General features: G+C 59.7%; 22 protein-coding genes and 1 pseudogene. All 23 read right to left on the bottom strand.

The window, feature by feature from the left end; translation table 11 throughout:
* Positions 1-13: 13 nt before the first annotated feature.
* Positions 14-526 (bottom strand): lysis system i-spanin subunit Rz, encoded by a 513-nt coding sequence (locus tag JTY93_RS11140; protein WP_205477746.1) that lies wholly within the window; start codon positions 524-526, stop codon positions 14-16.
* Positions 523-1,056: a glycoside hydrolase family 19 protein gene (locus JTY93_RS11135; RefSeq protein WP_205477745.1), complete on the bottom strand. Its 534-nt coding sequence runs from the start codon at positions 1,054-1,056 to the stop codon at positions 523-525. Before JTY93_RS11135 ends, JTY93_RS11140 begins: the two co-directional genes overlap by 4 nt.
* 51 nt (positions 1,057-1,107) lie before the next feature.
* The gene (locus JTY93_RS11130) at positions 1,108-1,485 is read right to left on the bottom strand and encodes a tail fiber assembly protein (protein WP_205477744.1); all 378 of its coding nucleotides are present in this window, start codon (positions 1,483-1,485) and stop codon (positions 1,108-1,110) included.
* Positions 1,482-2,660, bottom strand: a complete 1,179-nt coding sequence (locus JTY93_RS11125) for a hypothetical protein (RefSeq protein ID WP_205519009.1) — start codon at positions 2,658-2,660, stop codon at positions 1,482-1,484. Before JTY93_RS11125 ends, JTY93_RS11130 begins: the two co-directional genes overlap by 4 nt.
* A 181-nt stretch (positions 2,661-2,841) precedes the next feature.
* A pseudogene (locus JTY93_RS29000) lies at positions 2,842-3,051 on the bottom strand (phage tail protein); the annotation flags it as partial.
* A gap of 11 nt (positions 3,052-3,062) precedes the next feature.
* On the bottom strand, positions 3,063-3,662 hold the full coding sequence (locus JTY93_RS11115) for a YmfQ family protein (protein WP_170060901.1): 600 nt from the start codon (positions 3,660-3,662) through the stop codon (positions 3,063-3,065).
* The gene (locus tag JTY93_RS11110; protein ID WP_205477743.1) at positions 3,650-4,690 is read right to left on the bottom strand and encodes a baseplate J/gp47 family protein; all 1,041 of its coding nucleotides are present in this window, start codon (positions 4,688-4,690) and stop codon (positions 3,650-3,652) included. The genes JTY93_RS11115 and JTY93_RS11110 overlap by 13 nt, the downstream gene beginning before the upstream one ends.
* Positions 4,680-5,078: a phage GP46 family protein gene (locus JTY93_RS11105; protein ID WP_205477742.1), complete on the bottom strand. Its 399-nt coding sequence runs from the start codon at positions 5,076-5,078 to the stop codon at positions 4,680-4,682. The genes JTY93_RS11110 and JTY93_RS11105 overlap by 11 nt, the downstream gene beginning before the upstream one ends.
* Positions 5,075-5,587 carry a phage baseplate assembly protein V gene (locus tag JTY93_RS11100; protein ID WP_205477741.1) on the bottom strand — a complete coding sequence of 171 codons (513 nt, stop codon included), beginning with the start codon at positions 5,585-5,587 and terminating at the stop codon, positions 5,075-5,077. Before JTY93_RS11100 ends, JTY93_RS11105 begins: the two co-directional genes overlap by 4 nt.
* Entirely contained in the window at positions 5,584-6,699 is a 1,116-nt protein-coding gene (locus JTY93_RS11095) for a phage baseplate assembly protein (RefSeq protein WP_205477740.1), read from the bottom strand. The genes JTY93_RS11100 and JTY93_RS11095 overlap by 4 nt, the downstream gene beginning before the upstream one ends.
* Positions 6,700-6,702: 3 nt before the next feature.
* Positions 6,703-8,013, bottom strand: coding sequence for a DNA circularization protein (locus JTY93_RS11090; RefSeq protein WP_205477739.1), 1,311 nt, complete (start codon positions 8,011-8,013; stop codon positions 6,703-6,705).
* The gene (locus tag JTY93_RS11085) at positions 8,010-10,133 is read right to left on the bottom strand and encodes a phage tail tape measure protein (protein WP_205477738.1); all 2,124 of its coding nucleotides are present in this window, start codon (positions 10,131-10,133) and stop codon (positions 8,010-8,012) included. Before JTY93_RS11085 ends, JTY93_RS11090 begins: the two co-directional genes overlap by 4 nt.
* A gap of 130 nt (positions 10,134-10,263) precedes the next feature.
* Positions 10,264-10,560 (bottom strand): phage tail assembly protein, encoded by a 297-nt coding sequence (locus tag JTY93_RS11080; protein WP_205477737.1) that lies wholly within the window; start codon positions 10,558-10,560, stop codon positions 10,264-10,266.
* A complete protein-coding gene (locus JTY93_RS11075; protein WP_169889953.1) occupies positions 10,557-10,904 on the bottom strand; it encodes a phage tail tube protein in 348 nt (115 codons plus the stop codon). Before JTY93_RS11075 ends, JTY93_RS11080 begins: the two co-directional genes overlap by 4 nt.
* A gap of 59 nt (positions 10,905-10,963) precedes the next feature.
* Positions 10,964-12,460, bottom strand: coding sequence for a phage tail sheath subtilisin-like domain-containing protein (locus JTY93_RS11070; RefSeq protein WP_205519007.1), 1,497 nt, complete (start codon positions 12,458-12,460; stop codon positions 10,964-10,966).
* A complete protein-coding gene (locus JTY93_RS11065) occupies positions 12,460-12,642 on the bottom strand; it encodes a DUF2635 domain-containing protein (RefSeq protein WP_205477735.1) in 183 nt (60 codons plus the stop codon). The genes JTY93_RS11070 and JTY93_RS11065 overlap by 1 nt, the downstream gene beginning before the upstream one ends.
* Positions 12,639-13,229: a phage tail terminator protein gene (locus JTY93_RS11060; RefSeq protein WP_205477734.1), complete on the bottom strand. Its 591-nt coding sequence runs from the start codon at positions 13,227-13,229 to the stop codon at positions 12,639-12,641. The genes JTY93_RS11065 and JTY93_RS11060 overlap by 4 nt, the downstream gene beginning before the upstream one ends.
* Positions 13,230-13,289: 60 nt before the next feature.
* Positions 13,290-13,814 (bottom strand): hypothetical protein, encoded by a 525-nt coding sequence (locus JTY93_RS11055; protein ID WP_205477733.1) that lies wholly within the window; start codon positions 13,812-13,814, stop codon positions 13,290-13,292.
* A complete protein-coding gene (locus JTY93_RS11050) occupies positions 13,807-14,169 on the bottom strand; it encodes a phage head closure protein (RefSeq protein ID WP_169889942.1) in 363 nt (120 codons plus the stop codon). Before JTY93_RS11050 ends, JTY93_RS11055 begins: the two co-directional genes overlap by 8 nt.
* Position 14,170: 1 nt before the next feature.
* Complete coding sequence (locus JTY93_RS11045) at positions 14,171-14,758, bottom strand: hypothetical protein (protein WP_205477732.1); 588 nt, start codon at positions 14,756-14,758, stop codon at positions 14,171-14,173.
* Positions 14,759-14,760: 2 nt separating this feature from the next.
* On the bottom strand, positions 14,761-15,123 hold the full coding sequence (locus JTY93_RS11040) for a hypothetical protein (RefSeq protein WP_205477755.1): 363 nt from the start codon (positions 15,121-15,123) through the stop codon (positions 14,761-14,763).
* A gap of 59 nt (positions 15,124-15,182) precedes the next feature.
* Entirely contained in the window at positions 15,183-15,845 is a 663-nt protein-coding gene (locus tag JTY93_RS29570; RefSeq protein WP_275899798.1) for a phage major capsid protein, read from the bottom strand.
* Entirely contained in the window at positions 15,829-16,500 is a 672-nt protein-coding gene (locus JTY93_RS29565; protein WP_275899797.1) for a phage major capsid protein, read from the bottom strand. Before JTY93_RS29565 ends, JTY93_RS29570 begins: the two co-directional genes overlap by 17 nt.
* Between the last annotated feature and the right edge of the window lie 36 nt (positions 16,501-16,536).

Below are 16,536 nucleotides of genomic sequence, written 5' to 3'. Positions count from 1 at the left end.
CCGGCCGCTCCTTTTACTTTGGTATAGAGACTTCTTTTGCGTAGTCCTGACAGGCTCGCAGGGCGATCAATCCTTGGTCGCCGGCATCGGTGATTCCAATAATTCGTTGAGCATGCGCTGGGTCAAGTTGGGCTCTTGTGGGGCCATGAACCACGCCGCTGGAGGCGGAGGCGGCAGGCACGTTGCAATAGCTGGCTGAATCCGTGGCGTCGAGAAGGACTGACAGCCGCATATCAGCAGTAGCAAGGCGGTCACGCAGTAGAACCTGGTTGCGTTGAGCATCGGATAGTTCTCGGGTGTGTTGTTGATCGGATGTGGCCAGCGTCTTCTCCAGGGCTAGGCGCCTGCCCTGCTCGTCGCTCACCTGCTTGGCGGCCACCGCGCTGACCAACCCAAGGTCTGTTTGAAACTGGGCCCCCTGCTCCGCCAACTGCTTGCCCATGCGCCAGTCCTGCACCTGCCATGTGCCCGCGGCGCTGGTGGCCATTGCCAGCAGCACCACAGCCAGGATCTGGCCGAGGGTCATGCCAGCACCTTCTGCGCCTGGGCGTATAGCCGCTGGCGATCCTCAAGGCCATTCACCCCGCCATTAATCCTCCGGGTGATCTTCAAGAACTCACCTTTGTCCGCCAGGGTATTAAGGCCCTTCGTCGACCAGAACCACGCCGCCGACATCGAGGCGTGCTGCGATTGCTCCAGCAACTCCGGGTGATTGATCAAATCCAGGGCCAGCGCTTCGCCGCACGCAGCGTAGTTTGCCCGGCCGGTAATCTGGATTAGCCCCCGGCCACGGTACTTGGAGCCGTCCCCCTTCACGGTATTGCCCAAATCAGCGCGGCCCTCGTATCCGGCCTGCTGTGCAGTAGGCCCCCAGATCTCGCGCACGTAGCGCAACTGGCCTGACTCGTGCCCGACCTGGGCGATGAATGCGGCGATACGCAGCTTGGTCACGATCCCGTACTTGCCCATAGCGGCGTTCAGCACAGGAACAAAAACGCCGGCTTGGCGGCCGGCGTTCGGGAGGATCTGCAGCAACTGTTGCTCGGTTATCGGCATAGCTTTCTCCAGACGAAAAAAAACCGCTCAATAGCGGCCCGAATTTGTGATTTATTCAGATGGCTGCGGTGGCCAGACTATCGTGTGAGGATAAGCTGCCTGGTCAGTAACGCGATTCACTAATACCCGGTACTTCTTCCAGCTCTTCAAACTGGCGATGTCTGCCTCGGTAGCCTCCTCCAAATCCACTGCATCTTGCAGCGGGTTGACTCGAAGCGTGGCAAAGGTCAACAACATGTCCCGATGACTGTTTGCAGCAGCAAGAATCTCTTCTGGCGAAGCTATTGGAATAGGTGGGGTATCTTGCGAAAACTCTTCGGTTTCATAATCAGGATAGATCCAGTCTTTGTTTTCCGGATCAGCTTCTGAGCCATCAACCGAACGCCACCCCTGCCCATCTTTCCGAACTGCGTATCCGCCATAAATCATAAATTATCCTCCCAACCCATACATTGAAGAATAGATGAGGCGCCCGTGGCGCAGTACATAACCGAGAGACTTCTCAAGTTAATCGTACCAACGGCTGTTGGCACGGGGCTAGACGCGTTATACCCACCAGCAAATGGGAATCCATTGGGCTGGGATGGGCTCAGGTAGCCCGCACCAGGCGTCGAAACAAACCCGCCGGCTGGGGCGAATCCAATGTAACCGCCGTTCGCCGTCCCCCCTACCAAGTGCGCATACTTTGCTGTCGGCGGCACCAAGCTTGCTAGAGATACGGTGATTGCAGTGCTGGCTGCGCCCGTTGCTACAGTCGGGAATGAAGGAACATTACCACCAAGGTCGTAGTGGGCCCTCTTTCCAAACTGGGAGAAGCGAAGCGGATAAAGACTTGCATCTGTTCTGAGCCACCCGATGCGTGCTTTGTGGGTATACCCAGCAGGCAATGCAGGTAAGTTGACGTTGATAGATAGAAGCCCTGCCACGACACTCCCTGTCGCATTACTAATGGCCCAAATGCTATACCACGTAGACGCCGTGGCCGAACCAGAGTCCAGGCCATTGGCGCCGTATGCTGTCGTATCTATCGTCAGAGAGATGTTACTCAGCTTTAGGAAAAAGCCACTAGTATCTTCCACCAACAACTCATCAATAGCCGCCGACACATAACGGTCAGACCCGCCAGAAGACAATGCAAGGTTCTTAAAAGAGCCTTGGATACCGATAAGGTTGCTTTTGGATGCTACATACGCGGCCAGTTTCTTTGGGGTGATAACCACATCATCCGCTGCACCTGTGTTCGTCTGTGCCTGCGTTGCAATCCTTACAAGTCCGTGAGCCGATTCTGTTGCGGAAGTCAAAGAATTAGAGACAAACGCGGCCAGTTTCTTTGGGGTGATAACCACATCATCCGCTGCACCTGTGTTCGTCTGTGCCTGCGTTGCAATCCTCACAAGTCCGTGAGCCGATTCTGTTGCGGAAGTCAAAGAATTAGAGACAAACGCGGCCAGTTTCTTTGGGGTGATAACCACATCATCCGCTGCACCTGTGTTCGTCTGTGCCTGCGTTGCAATCCTCACAAGTCCGTGAGCCGATTCTGTTGCGGAAGTCAAAGAATTAGAGACAAACGCGGCCAGTTTCTTTGGGGGTGATAACCACATCATCCGCTGCACCTGTGTTCGTCTGTGCCTGCGTTGCAATCCTTACAAGTCCATAAGCGGACTCCGTTGCCGCTGTCAACGCAGCAGTTATTGCCTGAGCCACGCGAAGTGGACTCATCACTTTAACCTCGTTCACTCCACCCACCGCCTCCGCCTGGCTGGCAAACTCAAGCGCCACGCCCTCGACAAGACTCGAAATAGCGGCCAAGAGCTGGGCGTTGTCATCCTCGTCTGGAACCAGACCTGCCGCCTGGAGTACATTTAAAATTTCTAAAGTAACTGCGTTGCCCCACGCAGAAGGGATGAGCGATCCAGGAGTGCCTGACAGAGCGTCCTCATCAATAAATTTGCCATCTACCAACCCAACGCTGGGCACACTTTTCGGAAAATCCACGGTTTTACCCCTCAGTCGTAATTGATATGCACAACGGTGTGCGCCGGCGCCGGCCTACGGATCAGGCACTCAAGCGCGTCACCTGGATTGGTACCGAACCGCTCCCCCCAGAAGCTCGCGCCGAATCGTCGGCCTGCACGCTGACGCCCACCGGTGTTCAGCACCCAAATAAACTGGGCACCCCAGGTTCCGAAGTGCGCAGCGCCAAAACGAGAACGCCCCATACGGGGCGCTCGATATTCAGTGATAGTTGCGCCGGGGTATCCCTGGCTAACGGCGATCTCAATGAAGTACGCACGGCTCTGTCCACCGACCTCCACCAAACGCCGGCGAACCGCCAGGCGCCGATCCTCAAACGCTGGATTCGGACCCAGGCATTCGTCTGGCAGACCCATTACCTTTTCCCAGTCGGGCACCAACTCGCTCACACCACCCAGGTCCATCTCATTGAGCATGTCCGACGCCCTGCCCTCCAGCCTTGCAAACTCCAGCGATACCCCCGATAGAATCAGCCGGACCTCGGGGACCAGCTCCGGATCCCATGCAGGACCAGCGGGTAGCAGTGCTTGCAGTTGGGCACGGTATTGCTCGGCGGTCCTTAATCCAGCCATAGGCAACCCCCGAAAGTCAGCAGTTGATTGCTGGCGGCTGCAACGTCAGTCGTTGGCGCTACCAGCTCATGATCGGTCTCCCCGACGGCGCTGCTGATCGATTCGCGAATGTGGCTGATCAGCAACTTATCGCCCAACCCTGCCTCACGGCTGTGCAGGTCCTGCAGCTGCACTGCGACAGCCGCACGAACGGCACTGGTGTCTGGCGTAAGGCGAATCTGGTACACCACCGGCACCTGCACCGGGGCAAGCACGTACAGCTCGGCTGTGACGGGCCGCAACGGCTCGATATAGGCCTTCACCTCCGCGAGCTGCGCGGCATCGGGGATCGGATTGGCGTCTTCGTCGCTCATGACAAACAGCCCGACGGTACCAGGCCCTAGGAAGTTTCGTCGGCACCAGGCGCGAGTTACACCGGGCACCTCCAATGCCCAGGTTTCGTAGTCGTCCGCCGAGCCGCCGCGGGGTATCACGCGATACGATCGCACCACCCGCGCACGTAGCGACTCGACGCTTTCCTGGGCGATACCGCCGATTAACCCAGGGGCCAACACCGTGAAGGTGCTGGCAAGCCCCTCGACGGGCTGAATTAACGTCAATACCGTACCGGATTCGATGTTGCCCAGCGTGCCCGCATCCAACGCTTCCAGCTTGGCGGTATTGGTACCCGCGACCGTTGGCACGCTTTCGGTAACGCGATAGGCCCGGCCGTCATTCGATTGCATCACCGTATCGACATCCACCACCCGGCCAGCGGCAGCCGTGAAGCTGGCAGTACCTTCTGCCGCCTGGGCTGCCTTACGCGGTTGACTCAAGCGCAGGCTGGCAATGCGCTCCAAAGTTTCTTCATCCGCTGTGTCGGGCAAGATCTGTTCGGCAATCCAGTCCAAGTAGCCATACAGCCCATAGACTGCGCCACTCAATGCTCGCGACAACACTTGCGCATCGGAGCGTCGCAGCGCGTCCCCGGCCAAGTCACTCTGGGTACGGTTGACCAGCACCGGGAGCGAAGGAGTATCAAACGGCATAGATCACCTGCCAAAGTTGGCTTGAGTTGATTTGCAGACGGGCGCCGCTGGGTACCGTGAGAATCACGCGCAGGTTGAGGCGGTGACTGTTAGCGCGTTCAGTGAGCACCTCGACCTCCAGCACCTGCTGATCATCGAGCAGCCATTGCAGCGCTTCCCGTGCGTAGAATTCGGCATCACGCTGAGTGTCCGAAGTGAGCTTCACCCGTCGCAGGAGCCACAGCCGCGAGCCGATACGGTCGTCGGCGATGGTTGGATAGCTATCACCCCACCAGCCGAAGCGCTCATCGTCGTCCACCGGGTCATCGGTCGCGGCGCGGCGCCAGGTGAACAGGCTGATCACCACAGCGCGAATCAGTGAAGCCTCTAGACTGGGTTCGACGATCATCCGCCACCCCCTATCGGAGCCCCTGACTGGTCACCGCCACGCAGCACCCCGCCGTGCGGGTGATTGATCTGACTGACGCCACCGGCCACCTGATCGCCATCTGAGGTGATCGTGCCGGTCTGGGTGATTGCCGGCGTATCAAAGTTCACCGCCGTAGCGGCTTTGAAGTTGATGACATCCGCCTCGATGTCGATGATGCGCCCGCGCTTGAGATGTATCTTGGCGCCTTCGTCCGTGTAGATGGCCACCTCCCCAGGCTCCAGACCCTGAATCCGGTACCGACGATCCGCCACCACCAGCAGCACCCCGTGGGAGCGGTCACCACCGATGAACGCGGCGATCCCCTCGGCACCCGTCAGCGGATTGCTGGTGAAGCCATAAGGCTCAAAATGTTCCAGGCCGTCTTTGACCTCCCCAGCAGTGAGGCGCATCTGCAGGGCTTGCAGCTTTCTGGCTGAGTCCACCAGCACCACGGTGCCGCGCACCAGCATTCGGTTGAGTAGGCTCATTCGGTGGGTTTCCAATCAGCAGGCAGCAGGTATTCGAAGTTGTCGGCCTTGCCGCCCTTCTTGAGTTTTCTGTTTTTGTGCGGGTCGTGCGGCTCGGGCTCAAAACCATCCGGCGGGCCCACCAGCATGGTGGTGATCGTGCCTTCGGGCCCCAGGGAATAGGTGACCTCGGCAATCAGCATGTCGCGGTCGAAGCCGATCACCGGATCGACAACACGCACCAGCATGTTGTGACGCCAAAGCGCACCGTTCGATTGCCGCCAACCCTGCACTTTGTAGGTGGTGGCCAGCGCCTTGCCCATCCGCTGGCCACGCTCCCAGTTGGCCCGGCTCTGGGCCAGGGTCGAGGTCATTTGCCCAGTTTCGTGGATGATCAACACGCGCTTGCGTGTGGTGCGGCCATCGCTGACGGTTGCCGCCACCTCGGCGGCCTGCTCACCGAATTCGTCGTCGGTACCGCTGCGCTGGCCCAACACCCGGTATTCCGAAAACACCATGGAAAAGTCCAGTTCAGCATTGGCCGACAACACGTTCTTGCCCAGCTCCAGGGCGTCCACTGCCCTGCCCTCACTTCCAGGCTTGGCCAACACCACCATGCCCTTGGCATCGTCGGTGGAGAACACTCGAAACAGAGTCAACAACCGGTCGATGGATTCAAACGCGGTCTCACCTGGCTCGATGGTGTGATCCGAGAGCTTGCCGGTTTCGGCAATCTCGCTGCGCACGGCCAGCCCGTAAGGCGCCGCCAGTGCCTTGACGATGCTGAGGACGCCCTGGTTTTTCCACTGCCCAGGCTTGTTCACGGCTGCGCAGTCCACCAGGTCAGCGGTCAGGGACCGACCGGAGATCGACAAAGTGATTTGTTTATCGTCGTAGCTGATCGGCGTGGCGAACACCCAACCGGTGAGAATCAGATCCCCACCAATACGCACCATGCATTTGGCACCCTGGCGGATGGGGATCGAAACCGCCTGCCCTGGCCAGCGCCATGTGATCGACAGATTGAAGTCACGGGCCTGACGTTCTAGGCCCGCCGATATCGACACCGATTTCCAGCCGCCATAATCCAGGCCGTCAACGGTCAGGCTGACGGCATTCGCGGTATCAAGCATGGGTTACTCCTGAGCGATTTTCAGCGGTACCGCCGGCACAAAGCCTGGGTGTTGAATGCGATTGCGCTGAACCACCTCACCGGCGCGCGTGGCGTCACCGAAGCGGCGGTAGGCCAACACCAGGGCCGGCAAGGTTTCAGCCGGCGTGATATCCACCAGTCGCACGCCCGAGGCCGCTACGGCGGTCAGGTGCTTGACCAGCGCCTGGCGCAGCGTGTTGAGCGCCTGGTAGTGCTCCGGGTCGGCTTTGAGAGAGGCTTCCCAGATGGCCTCACTCAAGGCGTCACGCAGCTCGATCACATCATCAGCTACCGGCACTTCGGGCCGCTCGACCGGCTGCACCGCCTGGTGGTCAATCGACGGCGTGGACTCCACCGTCACTGGCTGGGTGGCCACCGGCATTTCGCTGATGATCAAGGCCACCTGTACCAGCAGTGCATCCTGTACCAGATCTGCCACCGCCTGGGCTGCGTCGGTGGTGTCCACCCCACCGGCCTGTTGGACTGTATTGATACTGGTCACTGCCTCGGCGTGCTGCGAAGCCACCGCGACCGAGTTGCGGTAGCTCGGCGCAGTCACCATGCCGGCTCCGCTCGTACCCTGCCCGCTGGAGCTGCTGGAGCGACTGACGCCAGTGCGGAACAGCCCCGACGTGGAGAAGTCGCTGAAGTAGCTGGAAAACAACGCACTCAACGCCGATGGAGAGTTCACCAGCGACTGGATAAACCCGCTGAGGTTGGTGAACAGCCCCAGGAACGGCGTGAATTGCCGCTGGATGATCGCGTAGACATTCGACAATCCATTGCGCAGGCCGATCATGTTGATCCGTGCCTTGTCCACCAGCGCCATCGCCGCCTTGTAACGGCGCAGCGCCGATTGCAGCAGCGTCTCCGACGACTTGACCACTTGCTGCTGGGTGTTCGCTGTGCCGGCGGGAAACTTGCGCGGCTTGCTGGGGTAGAACGTCAGCTCCAACCGCGCCATGCCACCTTCGGGCCGACTATGGGAAAGGTCACACTCGCCCACATCGACCTGCATCCGGCCCAACCACGGGTGGACCAGCTCGCCGGGGCCTTCCTTCTCCAGCGCTTCCAGCAGCTTGTCACGGCGCTCAAAACAGTCGGCGCCGATTACGAAGGCGCTCACCCTGTGCACCTGGGATTGCTTACCCAGCGATTCGAAGAACGGCTCATCGCGCTGGGGGTACTCATGCAACTGGCCTTTGCGGCCAACCGGGACCGTTGCCTGCTCGATCAGGAACTTGATTCCCCTGAAGGATGCAGGCAACAAGTCGTCGCGCCAGGTCTTTGTCACTGCGTTCCTCCAGAGCCCAGTGTGCGATAGCCCACGCTGGGCTTGACGCTCAGTCCGGGCTGATTGGTTTTCGGTGGATCCACCCGTAACCCGGGCGGGGCGTTGCTGAAGCGGATGTTCATCTCGCCTGTGAGTTGGGCGCGATTGTTTTGGGCTGCCTGCTGCGGGACGCTGCCGGGCGCAGCCAGTGTTCCAGGTCGAGTCAGCAAAGAGCCGGAGTTGCTGGCCGCCAACAGGTTGACCGGCGGCGACTGGTCGGGCCGACGTAGCAACTGCGACACATCAGCACCGCCCTGCGTGACGTTGCGAAACGTCTGTTGATTCCGGACGACCTGCGCGGCATTGGCCTTGAGAAACTCTCCAGTACCACCGCCCTCACCTGCGTTGCGGATCCGCTGCGCTTCGGCGAAGTCATTCGCCTTTGCAGTGGCGGTTTTGATCAGGCCATCACCGCCCTCGCCTCCTCCGAAGAATTTCATCATCGGTTCGATGATGGGCCGAAGCTCATCCCAGAGGCTCCTGAACCAAGCGCTGATAGGCTCCCAGTTCTTGACGATTAGCCCTAGCGGCGACCAATCAAATATCACTTTTAGGAAGTCCATCACCGGCGTCGAGAGCGCCACAACAACACCCCACAGCGCTTTGAAGAATCCCGTAAGGGGCTCCCAGTTGGCGACGATCAAGCCTATGGGCGTGTACGCGGCAAAGGCCTTGAGCAGCTCCCAGACCGCCAGTGTGGGGCCCCGGATCTTGGCCCACATGGCACTAAAGTATGGAGCAAGGGCCGACCAGTTCGTAACGATCAACCCGGCAGCAAGAGCGATCGCCGTCGCGGCGATGCCGATTGGATTGGCCTTCATAGCAAACGACAAGAGCTTGGTGGCGACGATGGTCGTAACGATACCAAGGCGCAGCGCCGTAAACGCAATACCCGCTGCCGCCACACCACGGACCACATCCGGGTTGGCTTCGATCAGCTTGCCAAACTGCACCACCATAGGCCGCACCACATCCACCACCGCGTTGACCGCAGGCAACAGAGCATTACCAATGGCCTTCGACACGTTGCTGGTTGCATTGCGCAGCAACCCTAGGTTGTTTTCGGTGGTCGCTGCACGGGCCGCGTACTCTTTCTCCATTGAGCCCGCATACAGGGATGCATCACCGACCTTGTTCAAGTTGCCCTTGAGCAAGTCGAGGTTGGTGAGCAGCGAGGCAATTGAGGTCACCGACTCCGACCCGAACAGTTGCGTTAACAACCCCACCCGCGATGCGGCGTCAACCTTGCCGATCCGCTCAAGGATGTTCAGGATCGTGCCCTGCGCATCTGTCTGCATCGACTTGGCGACTTCCTTGGAATCCAGGCGGATCGCCTTGAACGCTTGCGACTGAGCCTTGGTGGCCGAAGATCCCTTAGTCATCGCCAACATAAAGTTCTTGATGCCGGTGGCCGCCACTTCCTGTTCCACACCCACACCGGCCATCGTCGCGCCCAACGCCGCAATCTGCCCCGAAGCGAGGCCGGCCACCTCACCGAGAGGGCCGATCCGGGTGACAATATCGGAGATTTTCTTGGTATTCGCCGGACCGGTGTTGCCCAGATAGTTGATGCGATCGGCAAGGCCGATCACATCGCCCTGAGTCATTTTGAAGGACGTGCGCCATGTGGCCATCATGTCGCCGCTTTGATCGGCGGTCTGGTCAAAGGCAACGCCCATTTTGAGCGCCGCTTCAGCGAAGCCCAGCAGCTCGTTTTGCGCGAACCCCGCCTGGCCACCAGCCGCGACAATCTTGGCGATATCACCCGCCGCCATGGGCAGAACTTCGGACATGCGGGTGATGTCCTCCCCCATCTGCTTGAATTGCTCTGGGGTTTTGAAGTCAACGACCTTGTTGACGTTAGCCATCTCGGACTCAAAAGCGATTGCCGATTTGACCCCGACAGCAAACGGCGCAGCCATAGCCCCGCCGGTCACCAGATCTTGGATACCAATTTTCCCAAGACCCGTCTTTTCGAGGTTTTTCCTGAACGAACCAACATTTTTCTGGATGCCGGCTAATTTTGGCGACAACTTGTCGACGCCAGTGATTAACGCCTTGAGCTGAAATTTATCCGCCATTACGGTTCCTGCCGGTGTGCATTGATTCGCAGCGCCTGTTCCTGCGACTCGATGATGAGGTCCAACGATCTGGACATCATCACTTCAGGGTCGACCCTCCAGTACCAGGCCAGGTCGTAACTGACGGCAATCAGGTCTTCGGCTGAGGTGACGCCGACTTCATGAAAAAACCGGCCACTTCCCAGCACAGGGTATTGAAGTCAGCGAGGTCCAGCTGGTTGACTGAGGAAGGTGGAATGCCCGCGCAAACGGCGATGTACTTGGCTGCAACATCCGTATCGAGCGTAACCTCTTCATCCTTACCGACTTTGTACGGCATGGCCTTAATCGCCCGTACCTCCTGCACCGTCGGCCGGCGCAGGGTCAGTTCGCTCAGTTGCTCGCCATGGGCATCAATTGGCCCGCTCAGCTTGATCGACTCACTCATTGCCACGTCCCCTTGATCCCATCGAATTGCAGCTCAATGCTGCCGTCGTCGCCCTTGGAGCTGGGCTCGTCCACCAGGTAGGCACCAGCCAGCACGTAGACCTTGCCGTTCTTGAACTCGACGGTCACCGTCATATCCGTGCCATTGACCAGCTTCTTGATATCCAGGTCCGACGTGTGCACCGCCGTGAACTTGACCCAAGGGGCCACGTCTTCTTCCTTGTAGTATCCAGGCACCACCGTCTCACGCTTTACCTCCATCAGCGGGGCCTCGGCGCCACCGTTGATAGTCAACTGGGAGCCGTCTACTTTGACGTAGGCGGTACCCGCTACTTTTTGTCCCATGGTTTATCTCCGCGCATAAAAACGCCCGCGCTGGGCGGGCCTGGTGTTCAGGGGCAACGTTACGCCGCAGCGTCATACTGCAGGCGGAACTGGTTGAGCAGCGCGAAGACACGCAAGCCGTTGATATAGTCCGGCGGAAAAAGCACGTTGACCCGGCTAGGGTCCTTGCCATCACGCTCGACAATCAGGTGCTGGGCGAACAGTTCGGAGTTCTCCACATGCCCTTCCAGCTCCAACTTGGCGTACTGGGCAATCAGTTCGCCACGAATAGTGCTCGGCGTCACGATGGGCGCCCCAGCACCGAAGCGGGTACCGTCGTTCGCCAGTTTGTGGCGGCCGTACTTGCTGGTGATCACACCTTGGAGCCGGCGAATGATAAACGCCGACTGATGCATCGTCTCGCTGTCCAGATAGGAGTTGTCCGGCTGCCCATAGGCGTTCTTCTGGTAGGTGGTGATCGACCGCTGGATGCGAACGTAACCGCCCTCAAAGTACGCCGTTGCCATACCGTAACTGAGCAACGATTGGCGCTCGGTCAACGTGAAACGCTCACTGGCCGGTGCAGGATCCAGGCCCGGCATACTGCCGCTCTGGGTCGGGCGACTAGGATCGGCCGAGATAAAAACCGCCGTACGCGCAGCCAACGATGCAGCCTGTACCCAGAACGGTTGCGGCACACCCGCCTCCATGGCCTGGATGGTCATGTGCTGGTCATTGCGCACCTGGCCCGCCGCCACCAGCGTACCGAGGGTGCCACGTTTGGCATTGTAGACGTGGCCGAACAACTGCTTGGCCCAGCTCCAGCGGCCCACGCTGTCGTCCATCGCTGCCTTCCAGGCGTTGAGGCTGGTGGTGTCGGACCAGGGCATGCAGATGAACTCGAAAGGTTCGTCGCCCATGGCAGCAAGCGCCGCTACCTGATCGGGGGCCCCCGTACCAGTGGCCATAGGGGTAACTACTGCAGTCAAGCCAGCAGGCACTGCCTCACCATTGGTTTTGCCGAGACGATTTAGCTGCAAGCTGATGTCATTGCCGCTCTCGCCCTTCCATTTACAGGTCAGGGTGACAACCGCCTCGGCCGCCGCAGCGGTGACAGGCAAATCTGGGGTCGCGTTGATTCGCACAGCTAAGGCAGCCGCCGCCTGCGTCGCGGTTGCGGCACTGGTAATCGTTGTCTGGACCCGAACGCCCGCGACATACAGGGTCAGCAAACCTGCCTCCGTGGCAGCGCCGGTCAGTGTAACGGTGGCCTTGGCTGCTGCGCCTTCGGCCCCCTGCAACGGCAAACACCAGACTTCACCCACAGGATCAACCTTGCGCCAGGCCTCGTACATCGCCGCCAGCATCGAACCTTGACCGCCAATGGTCTTGGCCAGGGCCAAACTGGGCACCAACACCAGGGAGCCAACGTCGGCACTATCGGCCCCCTCATTGACCTGACCGACAATCAGCCGGCGCATGGTCGACGACGCACTGTTGGCCGCCGAGTTGTCCATCTCCGCATAAAACAACGGAACACGCAGATCGGCCGGGATATTGCTGAATCCGATGGACATTATTTAGCCCCCTCTTGTTTCGCCGCTTTCGCAGCCTTGGTTGTCACGTCGCCATCCGCCAGACGGCGGCGCCACCAGGCGTTGTCTGGAACTTCCCGCCCCGCAGCCGGCAACAGGTCGCCCGCCTCAGGATCAGGTACGGCCCGGCCATCGGCCGGCACCACGGTGATGCGCTTGCTCATGGTGTTACATCTCCTGAGAATTTCACTTCGATACGCCCATCCGGGCCGGGGGATTGCAAGTTGGGGTCTGCCGGGTCGATGCAGTCCATGTCGATGGTCATGCCGGTAAACGGTGGCAGGCCGTCAAGCTCGTACTCGTGCCAGGTCTCAGCGGGCTGATCGGAGCTGTTACGCCCCAACTGGAAGTCCGAGGCGAAGGTGAAGCGGTAGATGGTGCGATTGCGGTTGATCGAGATCAGTTCGCCGCCTTCGTACTCGATCAGGTCGTATTCAGGCCCGGGTTTCCAGCCGATCAACGCCCGCCACAACTCGGCACGGAACACATGCACCAGGTCCGCAGCTTCCTGGCCGCGCTCATCCTGAGTGTCGAGGACCAGCACTACATCGAACTTGTCGCTGATGTCCTGCCGTACACCCGTTTGGATATCGTTGTTCCCGGCCTTGTCTCCGATTGGAATCACATAAGCCGAAGGCCGACTCAGTTTTGCACTCGCAGCAACGGCCTCAAAATCAATCCCGCCCGCCACGCGCTGGGCGAAGCTGGGGCAGTACTCGCGCAAGTGCGCAACTATCGGGGTGACCTTCATCGGCAAAATCCAAGAATAAAAAAACTCGCCAAGGCGAGTTTTTGAGAGGGTAAGAACCGTCTATCCAAGCGCATCAGCAAATGCCCTGGACAGAATCGCCCGCACATCCGAGCCAGCATCCTGCAGCGCATCGCTCATGTAATTCGCCCGAGGTTCAATCCGCCATCCGTTTGCCTTGCGAGCCGCCACATGCTTGGACCGCTCCCCGCGCGCGCGGCGATTGCTCTTGCCCCGACCCGCGCCGGCCGCTAATGGTTTGAGGGCATTACCCTGCCTGACCCCGAAATGCAGATAGGCCGGGTAAAACTCCTTACCCATAGCGGAGGTCAAGTACGGCGCGACCTTTACCAGAAACCCCGAGCGGGAAAGCTTGAAGTTGATGGAGTCCTGTAGCGCTCCACTTCGATTGACCGGGTAACTGTCCTGTCCACGGGCCAGACCGACGTTCATCTGGGCTTTCTGCCGTACCAGCTTGCCGACCTTGCGCATGGCGGCGCGGATCTTTTTCTTGTCGAAGGCTTCGCGCTCGAACTTCTCGAAGCCCTCGATATGAATGTATCCGTCCACTCCCACTGAGTTAGCCATAGATGCTGTCTCCCGCCAGGGACTCACCCTGTTCCTCAACTTCCAACATGGTGAAGCGGTGGGTGCCGTTCATGTCAGCACTGCGTTTGACCCGGTAGATGGTGCTTCCATGCACCACTTCATGGGCATCGGTGACACCCTTCAGGAACCGCAAGGTGATGCGGTGAGTGAGCTTGTTTTCGGTCTGTACACCCTCTGCATACACCGCCGTGCCAACCGGCTCGATCCTGGCCCAGCGCACCTTTCGCTCGGAGAACACCGAGTCCAGCCCCATATCAGCGGCTGGCAGGTCTGCACGGCGCCGCACCCTCACCCGCCGGTTCAGTTCACCGGCACCTGGTTCACGAATCGCCATGTCAGATCCTCGGCGGAACGGTGATGCCATCCACCAGTGTCAGCAGATAACGTTCCGGCAATTCGTGGAGCGTCTGCCCAATGGACAGCAACTCACGGTGCCGATAAGCCCAGGCAGCAGCCAGCAACAGGTAATGGCGTACCGAGGGGTGCTGGTCGATATCGATGCCTGCAAGGTAGGTGACCATCATCCCTTGGGGGCTGCTACCCGCCACATCTCGCCACGGTTGACCTTGCTGGGTGTAAAGCAGCGATTCCTTGCCGATGTTGACCAGGTAGCAAAGCGCAGCATCCAATGCCGGTGCCCCCGGTGTAACGCCCAGGACGATGCTTTCCAGCTCATAAGCCTGGCCCGTGGTGATTGCAAACACGTTGCTGGCCGGAATCACCGGCAAGTGATCGCGGTAGCGCCCCTTGCGGATCGCCGCACCCGTGGTCCGCTCGACCAGCCCGCGTGCCGCCGGGATGATGATTCGCTCGATCAGATCGCGCTCGGCTGTGTCCTCATCATCAGGGTCGAGGTGGCACTGGATCACCACATCCTCGTAGGTCAGGGGCTCGGGGCCCGTATGGGCGAGCAGCAGAGACATGGCTAGGGTTTCTCTTCTTCAGGCTCATCCTGCTGCACTTCATCCGCAGGCGGCGGATTTTCTTCATCTTCGAGCAGATCAGTATCGTCTGCAGGAGGGTTTTCGGGATCCACCACTGTAGACTTGGCCACCTCGGGGGCCTTGGTCTGTTTCTTTGCTTTTGCAGCCGGTGGTTTCGGCGCGGGAGCGACGGCCTTGGTCTTTTTCGCATTGGCCTGCGCATCGGCGTCGTACTCGACCGCGTATCCGCCCTCGATCAACGATTCGGCTGTTGCCTCGTCAAAACCAGCGGTTTCGCCAGCGGCGTAAGCCCGCCAGTTTTTCGTGAACAGGACAATTATCAGAGCAACGATTGCTTTGGTCATGGGGAGTAAACCTCTAAACAACAATGAAGGATTGGCCCGGTTCCCCAGGCCAAGGTGTGTTAGAGCGTGGCGCCCCATTTAACGCCGGTCATCACCGCCACCGACTCGACGTGGCGCGGCCCGAAGTCATGCTTGGCGATAACACGCACCAGCGTTTGGTCGCGCTGGAACGCGCTGACCATATTGCCGCTGGAGTCCTTGTAGGTGGCTTCCTTGCTGAAATCGATGACCATGGCGTCGTCTTCGCCGATGAAGCAATCGCCGAAGTCCGCAAAGTGGATCTCCGATTCATCGCCATCAGTGCCCAGGTTGATAGGCACCTGAGTGGTGGTACCGACCGGAAAGCTCTTGAGCATGTTCAGGTCCAGCTCGGGATACGCCTTGGCGCCGTTACCGTCGCGCAGTGCAGCCAACCAGCGCTTGGTACGTGGCGCCATGATGAAACCTGGGGCGATCATGTTGGAGTTGGCATTCTCCAAGCGCAGGATCAGCGCGGACAATGCCAACTCGACCGCCGCCAAGGTCATCTCGGCCGGCGCCGCAAACACGTTGAAGGCCGGGGCCCAGAAGCGCAGGCCCTTCGGCAGGTTGCCGGTGCCCGCCCCACGAATGAACGACAAGTCCTCGGCAGTGGCGACAGAGCTGGTCAAGTCGTTGACCACCATGCGGTCTACGTTCGGGTTGACCCCGGAGTAACTGAGCAGGTCATTGCTGATCGGCACCAGGGCAGCGAGTTTTTTTCGACGACAGTTTCAAATCGTCGAACTGCATACCGGCGGTCGGCATATCATCGTCGCTACCAATGTAGCCCACCACCGCCCCGCCCTTGATGCGCGGAATGGTCAGGTTGCCGTTGTGCAGCGGCAGCGACACAGCACCCAGGTTGCGCACCACCGATTTGGGTCGCAACAGTTCAATGACCTCCGAGGAAAAACCCTGGGGCACCAGTACACCACCGGCCCCCGGTGTAACGGTGCTGAGGGCCATGGCAATTTCCGGGTTCATGCCTGCGTCGTGGGCCATCTTGGCTGCCGCATGTTGGTCGCCACGGGTGGCTGCCAGTACGCGAACCATTTGCGCCATGTTAGCGCCGAGCACTGGCTTGGCGGCATATGGGCCGCTGATATGGGTTTTGGGTGGGCCGGTAATACCCTGGGCACTGACATCAACCTCTACTGCCGCACTGGCCGCTGCACGCTCGGCGGATTCGGCCCGGGCGATCTTGTCACCGAGGCTGTTGAAGTCAGCACTGAGCTGAGTGAATTGGCCGAGCTGCTCGGCGGTGAGAGAGCCGCCACCGGCCTCGATCTGGGCCAGGGCCTGGATCTGTCCATTGAGCTGGGCGCGTTCGCTACGCAGTTGGGTTACTAAGGACATGCTGCCTCCTGGGCATTAAAAAACCGCCACTTGGGC

Origin of the sequence: Pseudomonas hygromyciniae, assembly GCF_016925675.1 — a bacterium.
Classification (GTDB): Bacteria; Pseudomonadota; Gammaproteobacteria; order Pseudomonadales; family Pseudomonadaceae; genus Aquipseudomonas; species Aquipseudomonas hygromyciniae.
The sequence above is the reverse complement of the archived record's forward strand: the minus strand, read 5'-3'. Positions and strand labels throughout refer to the sequence as shown.